The sequence below is a fragment of the Corynebacterium sp. 401_CJEI genome (genome assembly GCF_001076435.1).
Lineage (GTDB): Bacteria > Actinomycetota > Actinomycetes > Mycobacteriales > Mycobacteriaceae > Corynebacterium > Corynebacterium jeikeium_D.
Genome location: NZ_JVIP01000042.1, coordinates 44,496 through 59,667, shown reverse-complemented (window position 1 = coordinate 59,667; position 15,172 = coordinate 44,496). Strand labels below are relative to the sequence as shown.

16 protein-coding genes are annotated in these 15,172 nt (G+C 59.3%); 3 read left to right on the top strand and 13 right to left on the bottom strand.

Annotation, left to right across the window (positions count from 1 at the left end; translation table 11 throughout):
- Positions 1-9 precede the first annotated feature (9 nt).
- Positions 10-531: a murein hydrolase activator EnvC family protein gene (locus tag ADM64_RS09670; RefSeq protein ID WP_065428903.1), complete on the top strand. Its 522-nt coding sequence runs from the start codon at positions 10-12 to the stop codon at positions 529-531.
- A gap of 14 nt (positions 532-545) precedes the next feature.
- Here the strand turns inward: ADM64_RS09670 and ADM64_RS09665 are convergent, their stop codons facing one another.
- The 9 genes from ADM64_RS09665 to ADM64_RS09625 form a co-directional block, all read right to left on the bottom strand.
- A complete protein-coding gene (locus ADM64_RS09665) occupies positions 546-1,400 on the bottom strand; it encodes a tyrosine recombinase XerC (RefSeq protein WP_049194036.1) in 855 nt (284 codons plus the stop codon).
- A gap of 290 nt (positions 1,401-1,690) precedes the next feature.
- Positions 1,691-2,827, bottom strand: a complete 1,137-nt coding sequence (dprA, locus tag ADM64_RS09660; RefSeq protein ID WP_049189671.1) for a DNA-processing protein DprA — start codon at positions 2,825-2,827, stop codon at positions 1,691-1,693.
- 29 nt (positions 2,828-2,856) lie between these two features.
- Positions 2,857-4,389, bottom strand: a complete 1,533-nt coding sequence (locus ADM64_RS09655) for a YifB family Mg chelatase-like AAA ATPase (RefSeq protein ID WP_049194022.1) — start codon at positions 4,387-4,389, stop codon at positions 2,857-2,859.
- Positions 4,390-4,812 carry a YraN family protein gene (locus tag ADM64_RS09650; RefSeq protein ID WP_049194021.1) on the bottom strand — a complete coding sequence of 141 codons (423 nt, stop codon included), beginning with the start codon at positions 4,810-4,812 and terminating at the stop codon, positions 4,390-4,392. It abuts the gene before it with no gap.
- 221 nt (positions 4,813-5,033) lie between these two features.
- Positions 5,034-5,336, bottom strand: a complete 303-nt coding sequence (locus ADM64_RS09645; RefSeq protein WP_005509529.1) for a DUF2469 domain-containing protein — start codon at positions 5,334-5,336, stop codon at positions 5,034-5,036.
- A 54-nt stretch (positions 5,337-5,390) separates the two neighbouring features.
- The gene (locus ADM64_RS09640; RefSeq protein WP_224783775.1) at positions 5,391-6,095 is read right to left on the bottom strand and encodes a ribonuclease HII; all 705 of its coding nucleotides are present in this window, start codon (positions 6,093-6,095) and stop codon (positions 5,391-5,393) included.
- Positions 6,070-6,867 (bottom strand): signal peptidase I, encoded by a 798-nt coding sequence (gene lepB / locus ADM64_RS09635; RefSeq protein ID WP_048735525.1) that lies wholly within the window; start codon positions 6,865-6,867, stop codon positions 6,070-6,072. Before lepB ends, ADM64_RS09640 begins: the two co-directional genes overlap by 26 nt.
- Before the next feature lie 74 nt (positions 6,868-6,941).
- Complete coding sequence (gene rplS, locus ADM64_RS09630) at positions 6,942-7,283, bottom strand: 50S ribosomal protein L19 (RefSeq protein WP_048761860.1); 342 nt, start codon at positions 7,281-7,283, stop codon at positions 6,942-6,944.
- Positions 7,284-7,422: 139 nt separating this feature from the next.
- On the bottom strand, positions 7,423-8,832 hold the full coding sequence (locus tag ADM64_RS09625; protein WP_049170763.1) for an HNH endonuclease signature motif containing protein: 1,410 nt from the start codon (positions 8,830-8,832) through the stop codon (positions 7,423-7,425).
- A 340-nt stretch (positions 8,833-9,172) separates the two neighbouring features.
- Here ADM64_RS09625 and ADM64_RS09620 point away from each other — a divergent pair, with 340 nt between their 5' ends.
- Complete coding sequence (locus ADM64_RS09620; RefSeq protein ID WP_049171516.1) at positions 9,173-10,156, top strand: DUF1648 domain-containing protein; 984 nt, start codon at positions 9,173-9,175, stop codon at positions 10,154-10,156.
- A 38-nt stretch (positions 10,157-10,194) separates the two neighbouring features.
- Here the strand turns inward: ADM64_RS09620 and ADM64_RS09615 are convergent, their stop codons facing one another.
- Positions 10,195-12,510 (bottom strand): Tex family protein, encoded by a 2,316-nt coding sequence (locus tag ADM64_RS09615; RefSeq protein ID WP_049194020.1) that lies wholly within the window; start codon positions 12,508-12,510, stop codon positions 10,195-10,197.
- Positions 12,511-12,592: 82 nt separating this feature from the next.
- On the opposite strand from ADM64_RS09615, the gene ADM64_RS09610 reads away from it, so the two are divergent.
- A complete protein-coding gene (locus ADM64_RS09610) occupies positions 12,593-13,087 on the top strand; it encodes a DUF1877 family protein (RefSeq protein ID WP_049171521.1) in 495 nt (164 codons plus the stop codon).
- Here the strand turns inward: ADM64_RS09610 and ADM64_RS09605 are convergent.
- The 3 genes from ADM64_RS09605 to rimM are packed head-to-tail and all read right to left on the bottom strand — an operon-like array spanning position 13,047 to position 15,072.
- Positions 13,047-13,694 carry a phosphatase PAP2 family protein gene (locus ADM64_RS09605; RefSeq protein ID WP_049171524.1) on the bottom strand — a complete coding sequence of 216 codons (648 nt, stop codon included), beginning with the start codon at positions 13,692-13,694 and terminating at the stop codon, positions 13,047-13,049. The two genes, ADM64_RS09610 and ADM64_RS09605, sit on opposite strands and share 41 nt — an antisense overlap.
- On the bottom strand, positions 13,694-14,581 hold the full coding sequence (gene trmD, locus ADM64_RS09600; protein ID WP_049171525.1) for a tRNA (guanosine(37)-N1)-methyltransferase TrmD: 888 nt from the start codon (positions 14,579-14,581) through the stop codon (positions 13,694-13,696). The genes ADM64_RS09605 and trmD overlap by 1 nt, the downstream gene beginning before the upstream one ends.
- Positions 14,578-15,072, bottom strand: a complete 495-nt coding sequence (rimM, locus tag ADM64_RS09595) for a ribosome maturation factor RimM (RefSeq protein ID WP_049171609.1) — start codon at positions 15,070-15,072, stop codon at positions 14,578-14,580. The genes trmD and rimM overlap by 4 nt, the downstream gene beginning before the upstream one ends.
- Positions 15,073-15,172 lie beyond the last annotated feature (100 nt).

The following is a 15,172-nucleotide window of genomic DNA, read 5'->3' as shown; positions in this document are numbered from 1 at the left end:
CTATCGCGCATGACAACCAAGCAGAGTTTCAGGCGCTCGCTAATGCGTACATTAGCGCTATTCGTGCTCGCTGTCGCGCTAACAACACCCCCAAGCCCACCTGCAGCTACCGGCGAGCCGATATCCGCCATTGCGCATACCTTCCCTGTGCACGGCAAAATACTACGCGACTACGCCCCACCGGAAAAACGCTGGCAGCCTGGACATCGCGGAGTAGACCTGAACGCCTCCCCGGGCCAGCCAATCCGCGCCTCAGCTCCCGGTGTGGTGCATTTCGCCGGTGCGATCGCCGGAATGACTTCCGTGTCAATCATGCACGCCGATGGCATCCGCACAACCTATCAGCCCATAGATACCGCGTTAGCAAAGGGAGACCACGTGGTCGCTGGCCAGGTGATTGGCCATCTTGTGGTCAACGCCAAACATCCCGAACCGGGCCTGCATTGGGGCGCACTGCGCGGCAAGGACTATCTCAATCCACTTGATTTGATACAGCGGAGGCCAATCGTGCTCAAACCCGTGCGCAATTAAACAACCCTGCGCGATTAAGCGCGCGGATGTGCCCGCTTGTGTACTTCACGGAGGCGGTCCGCTGAGACGTGGGTATAAATCTGCGTGGTCGCCAGACTCGAATGACCGAGCATCTCCTGCACCACACGCAAGTCAGCGCCACCTTCCACCATGGCCGTGGCCGCAGAATGTCGGAGAGCATGCGGTGAAACATCAGCCCATTTATGAATAACTCGGCGCGCCTGACGAGGATTCAATCTACCTCCACGCACACCGAGAAAAAGCGCATGTTCGGCCTGTGCGGAAGCATGAAAGCTTCCACGCACCTGGAGCCAGCCTTTGAGTGCCGCCTCCGCTGGTGCACCGAAGGGCACGATGCGCTGCTTGTTCCCCTTACCCACTACCGAGATGATGTGGCGGGAAAAGTCCACATCAGAGACGTCGGCCTTGCACAGCTCCTCTACACGCATCCCAGTGGCATACAACAGTTCCACAATGGCCAAGTCGCGAGCCGCAACTGCACTGTCCTCGGAGGAGACTTTCTCGATTGCCTCCTCAACCCTCTCCGGCGAGAGTACTTCCGGAAGATGCTGATGTTTCTTCGGCGTTGACAGCCGCAGCGACGGATCAGCATCGAGAATTTGCCGAGCTACGAGCCAACTACAGAACTGGCGAATGGACGTCGTTAAGCGAGCCAGCGATGACCGCGCAGCACCCTCCGCATGCTTCGCGCCGAGGTGCGCACGGATGACAGGGGTGGAGAGTTCACTGATGTGGTCCAGGCCGGCGAGGAGGGAGATGAGATCGGCTCGATAGGCACGGACGGTTGCGTCAGAGAGTCTGCGGGAATAATTCAGCTCATCGAGAAAATCCATGAGCACGGCCTCAATATTGGCGGATAACCCGAGATCCAGCTCAGTCCTGTCATCGTTATCGGTTGCGCGCTTCACGGTTCTGACCTTAGTAGATGGACACCGCGAGACCTCACCAGACAGCGGAAAAGGCAGTGACTCCGACTTTCGCCAGAGCCACTGCCCTATTGCCTCACCCATGTCACAAGCCCGTTTCCGTAACAGTTACTTAGGCTTGCCTTGCCTATATTACTGAGCGTACAGAGAATTGCAATACCTAATTCAAGATTTTTTCGAGATTCTCTACAGAAGGCTTTATTAGCGCCTCACTAACGCTTCTGTTCCTGGCGCAACCACCCACCCTCCACCCGACTGGTCAGCCCCTGTCCCTGCAGCTCCAGCAGCAAATGTGTCGTAAGCGCCACGGCCAATCCCGCCTGCGCTGCGACTTCTCCCACCGGCGTTGGCTCCGCAGAATTCAGAGAGTCGTAGACAGCGAGCTCGTTTCGAGAAAGCTTCTGCACCGCCGACTTTTCCCACAACAATTCAAGCTGAGCATCCTCATTCACTGTGCCAACTGACCGATACAGCGACCGCACATTATCGGCACTACACACCAGGACAGCCTCGCCACTGCGGATTAGGTCATGACAGCCAGAGGTAGTTTGCAGCGTCACCGGTCCCGGCACTGCTCCCAAGGGCTTGTTTAGCCTCACTGCCCAGTGCGCTGTGTTGCGCGCCCCTGAACGCCAGCCCGCCTCGACGATTGTGGTTGCTCGCGATAGGGCCGCTACCAGACGATTCCTAGTCAAAAACCGATGCCGCGCAGGTCGCACCCCCAGTGGATACTCCGTAATCAGCGCACCCCGCTCTGCAATCCCGTCGAAGAGTTCTGCATGCGCCCGCGGATAGTCAACCCCTACACCACCGGCTCCGACCACAACCGTAGTGCCGCCAGCGTCGAGCGCAGCTCGATGCGCCGCGGCATCAATACCCAACGCACCACCACTGATGACACTAACCCCCGCATTCGCGAACTGCCCCGCGAATTGGGCCGCCACCTGTGTCCCGTAGCTGCTGGCCATCCGCGTTCCGACAATCGCCACCGCTTCACTGACCACGTCCCGCAAGTCACGGCCACGCACCCACAGCGCAAGTGGTGGTGCATCGGCGCGGTCACGGACTTCGAGCGTCGTAAAGCAGGACAGCAGCTCCCCCGGCCACTCTGGGTGCCCCGGATAAATAAGACGCCACCCCATCGCTGCCGCCAGCTCCAAATCGTGGCCGCTCTGGTCAACGTCGGCCCGTGCCTGCGTCGTATTGAGCAGACCTTCCGGCAGCCCGGCGCGAGCCTTGATCCTCTCTGCTACCTCTACCGGCCCAAACTCCGTCACGAGCCGCACAATCTGCGGATGCGTCGCCTCTATCACACGATTCAGGTAAGCCCACGCGTGAATTTCGTCCATTTCTCCCCCTTGATAGTGGTTCGGTTGTATTAGCCGCCCTCGCGGTCATGCAGCTGGCAGGCACGTTGCACGTGCTCGAAGGTAAACGCGTCTACTCCCCCGAGGTCTGCGAGCGTCCACGCCACTGCGATTACTTTGTCCACTCCCCGCTGGGTAATCTCTCCGTTCCTCAACTGGAAGTCCAATAACGCCATCGCTTCTTCGTCTAAGCCCGCGTGACGACGGAGAAGCGAGCGTGGCACACTCGCGTTGGTGACGGCTGCTTCGTCGGCAAGCCCCAGGGCCTGCCACCTATGTCGGGCACGGTCACGTGCGGCCTGTACCCGATCGCGAACGGCCGCGGAGGGCTCATTGTGTGCTTTGTTTTTAATTCCCAGCTTGGCCCCGGCAGGACTGAGCGTGACGTTGAGATCCATGCGATCGCGTAGCGGGCCCGATAATGCGCGACCATGCTTGGCTCGCTCGGTACTAGAACAGGTGCATTCGCTGGCATACGCCGCCCCACACCGACAGGGATTGGTCGCCATGACTAGTTGTGTTCTCGCCGGAAAGGTCACTCGATGGTGCGTACGCAGGTGGACGACCACCCCGTTTTCCATCGGCATCCGCAACGCATCCAATACCGCCGGGCGCATGAGGGTGATTTCGTCCAAGAACAGCACCCCATGGTGGGCAAGGCTAATCGCGCCGGGCTTGGGCACAGCACCGCCGCCGACTAACGCTGCCACAGTCGCGCTGTGATGTGGAGCCACAAACGGCGGATGTTGAATAAGAGTGTCCGCAGTATCGAGCGCTCCGGCCACCGAATGCAGCGCGGTGACCTCCAGCTGCTGCCACTTCTGCAATGGCGGCAGAATTGTGGGCAAGCGCTCAGCGAGCATGGACTTCCCAGTTCCCGGAGAACCCTGCATGAACAGATTGTGCCCACCTGCTGCGGCTACCTCGAGGGCGAAGCGGGCCTCAGGTTGGCCATCGACATCGGCCAGGTCTACCGAGAAGGCTTGTTCGCTGGGGTCGTCGTTAAGCGCGGTCGTCAAACCTGAGCCGGTGAGTACCCAGCCCCATAGCTGTGTGAGGTCGGCTGCGGTGCAGACTGCGATGCCGTCGACGAGCGCGGCCTCGGCGGCGTTGGCGGCGGGGACGACAACCCAACGGGCACCTGCCTCGCGGGCGGCAAGGACCTGCGGCAGCACTCCACGCACCGGGCGAATGGAACCGTCGAGCCCAAGTTCGCCAATGAGAACCGTGTGGCGGAGACGACCTCGGGCCTCCATGTCATCGCTGGTTGCGATAAGGATGGCGCAGACGATGGCGAGGTCAAAGCTAGTGCCGTGCTTGCGGATATGCGCCGGCGACAGACTCACCACGACTTTTGTCTTCGGCCAGGGCAACTGCGAGTTAGCAACCGCCGTGCGCACGCGATGTTTGGCTTCTCCGACGGCGGCATCGCCGAGCCCACCGATATACATTCCCGGCAAGCCACGCCCAACATCGGCTTCCACCTGCACAATAGTTCCTTCAATGCCGCTGAGGCTGACTGCAAGAGCTGTACCGACAGTCATCTAGCAGTCCCACATGATTGCGTCGCTGATTGCGGGAATGTACGTAACTGCAACGACTGGAGGACCGGACGAAGGGCTGGACACTGTGACTTCTGCGCAGTCGATAACTACGGACTCTAACCAGTAGGTAGAACTCTCTGACAGCCACTGTCCCGCCGCCTTGCGCAAATGACGAAGCTTGGCTGCTGTGATGGACTCTCTGCCGTCCCCAAACTGACTACTTCGCGAGCTGCGCCGCGTTTTTACCTCCACAAAATGCAGCCTGCCGTCAACATCTTCAGCAATAAGATCGAGCTCATAGCGCCCCACCCGCTCATTCCGAGCAATAACTTCCCACCCCTGATCCTCCAACATCTCAGCAACGAAATCCTCCCCAAACGCGCCGAGCTGTCTTGTGGTTAGTTCTTCAAAGCTCTGTGTCATAGCCCCGGTCCCCCTGGTTCCCCGTTGAATTGTGCCTTGGCGGTTTACTGCCTAGACTTTTGCCGCCTTGGCGGTTCGGAAACACTCTTGCACAGCGGGCATGACAAAGGCCCTCCGATAAATGCTCAGAGGGCCCTAACTGTGGATAATTTTTCGACTGTGGATAACTGTTAGCAGCTAGCCATAACATGCGATGACAGGCGACGATACGCGGCGATAAACTACGGCAGTCGCAAGTCCGGCTTATCCAGTTCCTCGATATTGACATCCTTGAAAGTGATAACGCGCACGTAGCGGACAAACCGAGCCGGGCGATGGACATCCCACACCCACGCATCCGACATCCGCAGCTCGAAATAGACCTCGTTTTCGCTGTTGTGCGGAATCAGCTCCACAGCATTAGCAAGGTAGAACCTGCGCTCCGTCTCAACAACGTACGAAAACTGACTAACGACATCGCGGAACTCCTTGTACAGGGATAGTTCAACGTCGGCCTCGTAGTTTTCTAGATCTTCTGCGCTCACGACCGCGACGGCTCCTTCGAGTGTTTACATGTTGCTCTTTTTGTACATGTTGGTCTATTCGGGGTGCTCAAGATACTCCGCGTGTGCCAAGCGCACATTGCGGTATGACCACCGATGCTCCGGGGTTGCGCCATGGCGTGAAATCGCTTCCATATGCGATGACGTGCCGTAGCCCTTATGCCCCGCCAGACCATAGTCCGGATACTTCTCCGATAGGTCAACCATAATGCGGTCGCGGGTGACTTTGGCTAAGACACTCGCAGCAGCAATACATCGGCAAGCGGAATCACCACCAATCACGGGCAAATAGGGTGCCGTGAAGCCAGACACCTTGAGTGCGTCGGTAAGCACGTAGCCAGGACGCTGCCCCAACCCGGCTACCGCGCGGCGCATTCCAGTGACATTCGCGTCCTGGATGCCGAATTGGTCGATGTAGGACGCGGGAATCGTCGTCACGCAAAAAGAGGTGGCGAAGCGTTGGATGAGCGGAAAGAGCCGTTCACGTGCGGCCGGCGTGAGCTTTTTAGAATCGGTGAGCTTATCCAGCTCTGCGATAGGGCGTTCTGGAAGGCAGCAGGCGGCGATAACTATCGGGCCTGCACAGGCGCCGCGACCAGCCTCGTCGACCCCGGCTACAGGTCCAAAGCCGCGCTTTGCCAGCGCGACCTCTATCGTGCGCGACTGCTTCAGCCTCCGCAGTTTCGGCGCCGGCGGCGTGAGCAGACTGTGCTGACTAGTTGTGCTGGATGTCCGGATCATCGACGCCACCGATGCGGTTAAACGGCAGGATGATTGCCTGCACCTTGCCGACGACGTTATCCAGTGGCACAGTACCCTGCAGCTCGTCGCCCATGTGATAGCGAGAGTCCGCGGAGTTGGTGCGGTTATCACCCATGACCCACAGATGCCCCTCCGGCACTGTTACCGGCCCGAAGTACGGGCCACCACACTGCTCTGAGCCAAGATTATCCACCACCGGCTTGTCTGCTGGAGTTTTAATGAAATCCTGGTCTGTCATCTTGCCGTCAACCATGATGCCGGGATCTCCTGGGCGACACTGCACAGTCTGCCCACCCGTGGCAATCACACGCTTGACCAACGCATTTTCATCAGGGGCGACAAGGCCAATCCAGGAACCAACCGTCTGCAGCGAGTTTGCCACCGGGTTAGTAGAACGCTGTGACACGTAGTTACTATTCCAGGACTCCGGGCCATTAAAGACGACAACATCGCCGGGCTTGGGATCTGAGAACTGGTAGGAAACCTTATCCACCCAAATGCGGTCACCGGTGCACCCGACACATCCGTTGAGCGTCGGCTGCATCGACTCGGATGGAATCACGTAGACACGGCCGATAAAGGACTGCACACCAGCACTGATGAGCAGGGCAATCACGATAATGATTGGAATCTCGATGTACCACGGAGTGTGCTTTTCAGGCTCCTCGTCAAGTTTCCGGAAGCCTTTCAAGCCTTCAGTACGGTCTTCTTTTTGGCCGTCAGTCTGTTCGCGAGAATCGTCGTCGGTCATGGGAAAAGACTATACGCGATAGAAAAATCCCCACCGAGCTCAACACTCGATGGGGATTATTTTGCGCCAAAAGACTAGCGGCGCTCCTTGATGCGTGCAGCCTTACCGCGCAGGTTGCGCAGGTAGTACAGCTTCGCACGGCGAACGTCGCCCTTGAAGACAACGCGAATCTCGTCGATGTTCGGGGAGTGCACCGGGAAGGTACGCTCAACAGCGATACCGAAGGATACCTTGCGGACGGTGAAGGTCTCGCGGACGCCGCCGCCCTGACGACGGATAACGACGCCCTTGAAGACCTGAATACGCTCGGTCTTACCCTCGACAATCTTTACGTCGACCTCGACGGTGTCACCAGCGCGGAACTCCGGAATGTCGTCGCGCAGGTATGCTGCATCAACCTTGTCAAGAATGTTCATGGAAACTTATTCCTTTACTTTTTGCATAGACAGAGGACCCTGGCGGCGCTTTCCCACAGAGGGACGCTCGGCCGGTTCATGCCCGAAACAGGTAAAGCTGCCTATAAAGACAACCTGGAAATTATTACACACCCCCTGGTCAGAAACCAAACTCTTCCATGTTCGGCGGGTCTTGCGGGTCTTGGGGAGCTTCCGAGTCTTGGGGGTCTTGCGGGTTGGGAGTATCGGTGTCTTCTCCCCTGCGCGCTTCCTCGACCAGCTTCCGTGATTGCTCTATCAGCTCCTGGCGATACTCGTTATATTCTGCCAGCGCCTGCGTCATCCGCAGTCCCCGTTTGTCGAAAGTGTAGCGCCCGTGCCCGGCAAGCGGCCCGTCTTCCAGGCTCACCGCCTTTTTGCCCGTGCTTGACGACGTCCACAGTTCCACCCCATCCCGATCACGTGCAACATTCCACAGACCAGCTGTTTTCATGTTGTGGTGCCGGCGGCAGAGGCAGTGGAGGTTCGGCGTTTCTGTTGCCCCGCCCTCCTCTGGGTGCTCTTTGTCGTACGGCTCAATATGGTCAATGTCGCAGAGCTCCGCGGGTACATCACACCCCGGAAAGCGACACGTTCCGTCCCGACCTTTAACGAAGGCTCTCTGACTTTCGGTTGGGGCGTAGCCCTCCGCGGTTTCGTCGGCAAGCATACGAATATGCGTGACCTTATCAATCCACGCCTGCGTAGCTAACTGCGAGATCCAGCCAACGCCGCCAAGCCAGGCGGTGCGGGGACGCTCCTCTGTGGCAGGACAGTATAGGTTGAGTACGATTTTTGCCTCGGCGGTGCCGCGGATGAGGTGTGTCAAAGCTTCGACTCGAGTGCAGCCAGCTGAGCTGGAGATGGACTCGAGGGTGGTTTTGAATTCGAGAGCGCGGGTCTTTTCCAGCTCCATAAAAACTTCCGCGAAGTTGTCGCTCTCTTCAAAACCGATACTCTCTCCTACTATTTCGCGTTCTCCTGCAGGAAGCAGCGGATCGACATCACCCGGAAGGTTTTTGGGGCGAAGCTGAGGTTCAATTTCTTCGATAACCCGTTGCAGGAATTTATGTAGGCTGCGAACTCCCCGGAGTGCCTCGCCATGCTTTCGGGGAATGACAAAGCGGGCAATTTCTTCTTCAACAGCTGCACGCACCTCTGGATCGTGGAGCGGCGCTGTCGCGCGAGCAATGGTGATCAGATGCGCAAAGGGCAAATGAGCTCGAGCTTTAATAAAGGCACCCAGCCGGGGCATACGCGCTAACTGAATGCCGACCTCTACATACTCGAGCGCCTTACCGCGGGAAATACCCAACTCGGGTGCGATTTCAGCAATGTATGCATCCACATCAATCTCAAGCGACTTCGGCGTGCAACCGCAAGCTATACCCAGTTCCAGGCGATTGCGTTGGATACCCGCCACCGCCAACTGGTTCGTGGATGACTCGTGGAAAAACTGCGGCGCTTCAGGCAGCAGAGCCGCTTGGTAAACATCGGACGGTTGTTTGGCCGGACTATCTTTTTCAGACATTGTTCCCCCAAAGCCCCAACCCCGCTCAGTGTCGATAACCAGTGAATACCACTAGCCCAACGCCAAGAAGAGAAGCTCAAGCACTTTGTTCTTGATGCCTCCATTTTAGCACACCCATTCGATTGCGCAACCCCTTTAATAAAACTTTTTCGCTTGTACATTCGAGTGAATTGTTGAGCGTGTTATCAAATGTCACGAGGTGCATCTTCTGGCGAAACTCCGCGCACACTAAGACGGCACGCTACAACCGCTCGCTACAACGTCACGCTGATACAGCACTCCAATAACGACCGCTGCCGACCGTTGCTACAAAGCCCCCCCCAACTGCTAGATTGTCTCCATGCAGCAGATTCCACGCTTTGACCCCTGGATTGTTCGAGGAACAATCATCGCCCCGTGCGTTCTGGCGATTGCACAGCTTCTGTGGGTAATTGCCATTTCCGACCGACTACCGGAGCAGTTAGCAACGCATTGGAGCGGTAGCGGCACTCCCAACGGTTTCATGCCGCCAATTCAAAGCACATTGATTATGGCCATCATCGTCATCGCATGTGCGCAGATCGGTTGGCTCGGTGCAAAGACCAGCACGCCGCTTGTCGTGCGCAAGCCAATTGCAATAACCAACCTCGCCCTCTGCGGCTTCTTAATCGGCATTGAATTCGCGATTATCATCCCGCAGATCGGCACGACGGACCCTACGACCGCCCGAATCGGCTGGATCTATGCAATAGCCGGCGTCATCATCGGCCTAGTAGCGGCCCTGCTCGTGACGCGCCGCCTCAAGGACTACTCCTCGCTTACCGACGCCACGGTCACCGAGCCGACATCGCCACAGTTGCCCCATCGAGAAGGAGCCCCGACTCCCATCGATGTCAGTGTGGCCATCTCTAAGGGGGTCAAGGTCACCCTCGCAGTCTGGTGCGTGGTGTCTGTAGCGCTCGCAGTGTTCCTGCCAAGCCTCGGCATTGTTTTTCTGCTGTGCACGCCGCTATTCCTCATCGCATATGAAACCGGCATGACACTAGACACGGACCCGAAGACAGATTCCATTACCGTTTTTAACGGCTGTGGACCGCTGAAGATGAAACACCCCATTGAGCTTCGAACCATCAAATATGCGAAGCCGGCCACTTATAACTGGGCCGACGGTGGCGGTATTGGGCTTCGACTTGGCAATGATGGCCGCATCACCGTGGCGGCACGGTCAGGCGAGGCAGTCAAGATTGAGACCTCGGGGTCCGATTACACCATCGTCGTACCGGATGGAATGGCTGCGGCTGTCGCGGGTGAGATCAACAGCCGCATCGACGCTATGCGCCAATAGGCTATGCGCTAATAAATCAAGCGCTAACAGATCAGGAGCTAAAAGCCTGCCCTGCGCAGCGCGTCAGCCATGGAACCGCCGCCTCCACCGCGGTTGGCTCCACCGCGCTTCTTATTCTGGGAACCACGCTTTCGGCCGCCTCCACGGCCTTCTCCGCGACCGCCGTCACGCTTTGGCTTGGCATCCGAGGCGTCGTCGTCAAGCCTGAGCGATAGACCGATGCGGTTGCGTTCGACGTCAACGTCGAGAACCTTCACCTTGACCACCTCGCCCGAGCGGACGACCTCGTGCGGGTCGGAGACGAAACCGCGGGCCATGTTGGAGACGTGGACGAGGCCGTCCTGGTGGACTCCGACGTCGACGAAGGCGCCGAAGGCCGCGACGTTGGTGACGGTGCCCTCGAGAATCATGCCGGGCTGAAGATCGGAGACCTTCTCCACGCCTTCCTTGAAGGTGGCGGTGACGAACTCGGGACGCGGATCGCGGCCGGGCTTGTCCAGCTCGGTCAAGATGTCCTGGACGGTGGGCAGGCCGATACCTGCGGACTCGTCGACGAAGTCTGCAGCACGCACCTTGGACAGGACACGGGAGTTGCCGATGAGCTCCTGGACACTAACGCCGGTCGAAGCGGCGATGGCATCGACGACGCGGTAGGACTCCGGGTGCACGGCGGAGGCATCCAGCGGGTTGTTAGCGCCGTGGATGCGAAGGAAGCCGGCGCACTGCTCGAAGGCCTTCGGGCCAAGACGCGGAACCTTCAGCAGCTCCTTGCGGGAGGTGAAAGCGCCGTTTTCGTCTCGGTAAGCGACGATGTTGTCCGCAACAGTCGAGGACACGCCAGCAACGCGACCGAGCAGCGGCGCAGAGGCGGTGTTGACCTCCACGCCGACAGCGTTGACGGCATCCTCGACCACGGCATCGAGAGAGTGCTCGAGCTTGGTCTGGGAAACGTCGTGCTGGTACTGGCCGACACCGATGGACTTCGGATCGATTTTGACGAGCTCAGCAAGCGGGTCCTGCAGGCGGCGGGCAATCGATACGGCACCGCGGAGAGATACATCCATGTCCGGGAACTCAGCTGCTGCCAGGGACGATGCGGAGTAGACGGAAGCACCGGCCTCAGAAACCACCACAGGGGTCGGCTTTTTGCCGCCGGCCTGAGCTATCAGGTCAGCGATTTCGCGGGCCAGGGTTTCGGTCTCGCGGGAAGCGGTGCCGTTGCCGATGGCCATGAGCTCCACGCGGTGCGTGGCGCAGAGAGTGGCCAGTTGCTCCTTGGCGCCGGACCAGTCATTGCGCGGCTGGTGCGGGTAGACGATGGCAGTGTCGAGCACCTTGCCAGTGGAGTCGACAACGGCGCACTTAACACCATTGCGGTATCCCGGGTCCAGGCCGAGAGTGGCGCGCTGGCCAGCCGGTGCGGCCAGCAGCAGGTCACGCAGGTTACGGGCGAAGACATCCACGGCTTCGGCCTCGGCGCGCTCCTTCAGTCGAGTGCGGGCATCGAGGGCAGCGGACACCTCCAACTTGGTGCGCCAACCGAAACGAACGGCCTGGTCAATCCACTTGGAGGTACCGCCGTCGGGAAGCTCAAAGGCCTCACGGATCATGTGCTCGTAGGTCTCATCCTCACCCGCATCGATGTTGAGCGTCAGGATGCCCTCGGCCTCACCGCGCAGCACGGCCAACACGCGGTGGCTAGGCATGGTGTCCAGAGGTTCGTTGTGCTCGAAGTAGTCACGGTACTTCGCACCCGCAGTCTCCTTGCCCTCCACCACGGCAGCGGCGGCGGAACCGGAGGACCACACCTGCTCACGGACAGAGCCAACCAAATCAGCATCGGTAGCGAAGCGATCGACCAAGATGGCACGGGCACCGGTCAGAGCGTCCTTCGCATCCTTACCAGCTGCCTCGCCGTACTTAGTGGCCAGAGTCTCGGGGTCCGCGGCTGGGTCGGCCAGCAGCTCCTCCACCAGCGGTTCGTACCCGGCCTCACGTGCAATATCGGCCTTGGTCTTGCGCTTCTTCTTGTACGGCAGGTAGAGATCCTCCAACCGCGCCTTAGTGTCGCAGGCGAGGATGGCGGCCTTCAGGTCGTCGTTAAGCTTTCCCTGCTCTTCGATAGCGGCGAGAATCGTTTGCTTGCGATCTTCTAGTTCGCGCAGGTAGACGACGCGTTCCTCGATGAAACGCAGCTGTGTGTCATCGAGTCCGCCGGTTACTTCCTTGCGATAGCGGGCGATGAAAGGCACGGTGTTGCCTTCGTCGAGAAGCTTGATAGCGGCGGCGACGGCACTTTCGGCAACGTCCGCACCAGTGGCGGCGAGTTCTCGGGCAATTACTGATGAAATCACCCGGGCAACTTTACTATCGTGGAAGTACCAATTGGCGAACGCCCCACAGAAGGCTCGCAGTAATCACCGGAAAAGGAGCCCCATGAAGCAGAAACTCTGTGCCGAATACCTGCGCATTTCCGATGAGGAGGCAGCGCGGTTAGTTGAGGTCGCAGCACCTGCGGCGACCAGCGACGGCGGCACGGCGGGGCTTGTTACCGACGGCGCGGAGAAGATTATCCTGCAGCACTTCGTCGACGTTCCGGACGAAGATGCCCTGGACATCGACACGGACTGGGAGTCCCTGCTGCGCACGTTGACCGGCAATCCCATCGACGGCCAGGCACTCGGCGACCCGCTGGCGGAGGCCATCCTCGGTGCCGACCGCGTCTGCCGCAAGCCGCTGTCTGCAGTCATCCGCGCCGATCGCGTCGGCGACGTGCACCAGACGCTGGCAAGCATCGATCTTGCCGCCCGCATCACGGACAATGGTTCGCTTATCGACGAAGCCACTGCGACACAGCGGTACCGCGAACTCGTGGCCTTCTACGAGGAGACTAAGGCAGCGCGTAGCGCCGTGCTCGTGGCCATCTCCTAAGAACTAGCAGCGCAACTGCTAAGCCGATAACTCCGGCGATGAGGCCGCCGATAACATCGGTGAGCCAGTGCGCCCCGACCCACACGCGCGACAGTGCCACAGCGCCGATAAGCGCGATGATGGCCAGGTCGAGCAGCTTGCGGGCTGTGCGGCGCAATACGGGGATGGCAAGCTGCATCGCGGCCATGCCACTGGAGGTAACCGCTGCCACATGTGCAGAAGGAAACGCCGCATCGTGCAGGTTGACCAGTGAGAACTCCTCTCCCGGTCGGTCGCGGTCCAAAAACCACTTCATGGCATAAGTCACCGCAATTGACGAACCGAATGACGCCGGCAGTAGCAACGCCCACGCACGGAAGCGGAACCACAGGAGTGCCGCAGCAACAAGCGTGACCGGCGCGATGTAAATCGGCCGGATAATCTCGCTCAAAGCCAGCATCACACTATCGACGCGGCCATCCCGCGCCCCATGCAGGTCACTGACCCAGCCCGCAAACGACTGATCCATACTCCCCGCCAGCTGCGTCTGAGTGAACCACGCCAGCGCCCCAAGGACAGCTAGCCAACCAATGACGTGCCGAGGTCGCGCAATTCGAACACGTGCCACTAGCAGTTCTCCTCGGTTACTTCCCCAATGACTCCCTGGATTATTTCCCGGTCACGGGCGCTGAGGTCGACGTCGGCAAGCAAATCGGGACGACGTTCGGCCGTGCGGATGAGCGATTGGTCGCGCCGCCAACGGTCCACCAGCGCGTGATTGCCGCTGAGGAGAACGTCCGGCACTGTCAGTCCACGCCACTCGCGCGGCTTGGTGTAGGACGGCCCTTCGAGCAGACCGTCAGAGAAAGAGTCCTCCTCGTGGCTTTTGCGATTGCCCAACACACCCGGGATCAACCGCACGACGGACTCCGCAATCACCAGCACCGCCACTTCCCCGCCGATCAGCACATAGTCCCCAATAGAGACCTCACGCACGCGGTAACGATTAGCGGCATCATCAATAACTCGCTGGTCGATGCCCTCGTAGCGCCCGCACGCGAACACAATGTGCTCCTCGTGTGAGAACTCCTGCGCCATCTGCTGCGTAAACGGCTCGCCCGCCGGGGTCGGGACGATCAGCAGGGGCTTCGCTGAATCTTCTTCGCTTAACGACGGCACTTCCGCTGCAGCATAGGAAGATTCCTCGACCAAGCCCAGTTTCTGATCATGGCGGACATTGTCCAAATGTGGCACCGCGGACGTGAGCGACTGCTCCGCTTTCAGCGTCGCCACCTCGTCGAGGGCGGGGCCCCAGACATCCGGCTTCATAACCATGCCGGGGCCACCGCCGTAGGGCGAGTCATCCACGGCTTGATGTACACCTGGCGCCCAGTCGCGCAGGTTGTGCACTCCGACACTCAAAATGCCCTGCTCAATTGCCTTGCCCAGCAGCGCATGACGCAGTGGCTCGAGGTACTCCGGGAAGATTGTGACTACATCGAGACGTAAGCTCACAGCTCCAACAGTCCTTCCGGCGGGGTGATGGTGACAGTAGAATTCTCAAGGTCAACTTCCGGAACGATGTCCTCTACCAGAGGGATGAGTACCTCCCGGGCCCCGTCGTCAAGCGTGACTTCAAGGAGACGATGAGCGGGCGCGCGGACGATAGAAGTGACCTCGCCTATATCGGTGCCGTTATGGACTACGCGCAGGCCTTCAAGTTCAAAGTCATAAAAGTCCTCGTCTTCGAAGACGGGCTCGGCATAAAACTTCATACCCCGATGACGCTCGGCCTCATTGCGGCCCGGAATCTCCTCGAAGCGAATCAGCAAACGCCCCTGGTGCGGGCGTGCCGTTTTCACAGTCAGCTGTTCCTCACGGCCGGCCTGTACACCCAACAGCGTGGCCCCGACTGCGAAACGCCCTTCCGGATCATCCGTTGTCGCATCGACGACGACTTCCCCGCGCACACCGTGGGGCTTGATCACTCGGCCAATAAGCACCATGTCAGCTACCGACACGCGCACACTCCCTCTCTTATAAAGGCTCTGTAAAACACCCCGCGTAAAGCAAAAAGGCGCCACCCAACACTTCGTCTTGAAGTAT

Excerpts from the sequence above, each read along its gene's own strand:
- ADM64_RS09655 (WP_049194022.1), bottom strand. The coding sequence starts at position 4,389 with ATGACTGTCGGTACAGCTCTTGCAGTCAGCCTCAGCGGCATTGAAGGA.
- rplS (WP_048761860.1), bottom strand. The coding sequence starts at position 7,283 with ATGAACATTCTTGACAAGGTTGATGCAGCATACCTGCGCGACGACATT.
- ADM64_RS09620 (WP_049171516.1), top strand. The coding sequence starts at position 9,173 with ATGCAGCAGATTCCACGCTTTGACCCCTGGATTGTTCGAGGAACAATC.
- ADM64_RS09640 (WP_224783775.1), bottom strand. The coding sequence starts at position 6,095 with ATGATCCGGACATCCAGCACAACTAGTCAGCACAGTCTGCTCACGCCG.
- ADM64_RS09625 (WP_049170763.1), bottom strand. The coding sequence starts at position 8,832 with ATGTCTGAAAAAGATAGTCCGGCCAAACAACCGTCCGATGTTTACCAA.
- rimM (WP_049171609.1), bottom strand. The coding sequence starts at position 15,072 with ATGGTGCTTATTGGCCGAGTGATCAAGCCCCACGGTGTGCGCGGGGAA.
- lepB (WP_048735525.1), bottom strand. The coding sequence starts at position 6,867 with ATGACCGACGACGATTCTCGCGAACAGACTGACGGCCAAAAAGAAGAC.
- ADM64_RS09610 (WP_049171521.1), top strand. The coding sequence starts at position 12,593 with ATGAAGCAGAAACTCTGTGCCGAATACCTGCGCATTTCCGATGAGGAG.
- ADM64_RS09650 (WP_049194021.1), bottom strand. The coding sequence starts at position 4,812 with ATGACACAGAGCTTTGAAGAACTAACCACAAGACAGCTCGGCGCGTTT.
- dprA (WP_049189671.1), bottom strand. The coding sequence starts at position 2,827 with ATGGACGAAATTCACGCGTGGGCTTACCTGAATCGTGTGATAGAGGCG.
- ADM64_RS09670 (WP_065428903.1), top strand. The coding sequence starts at position 10 with ATGACAACCAAGCAGAGTTTCAGGCGCTCGCTAATGCGTACATTAGCG.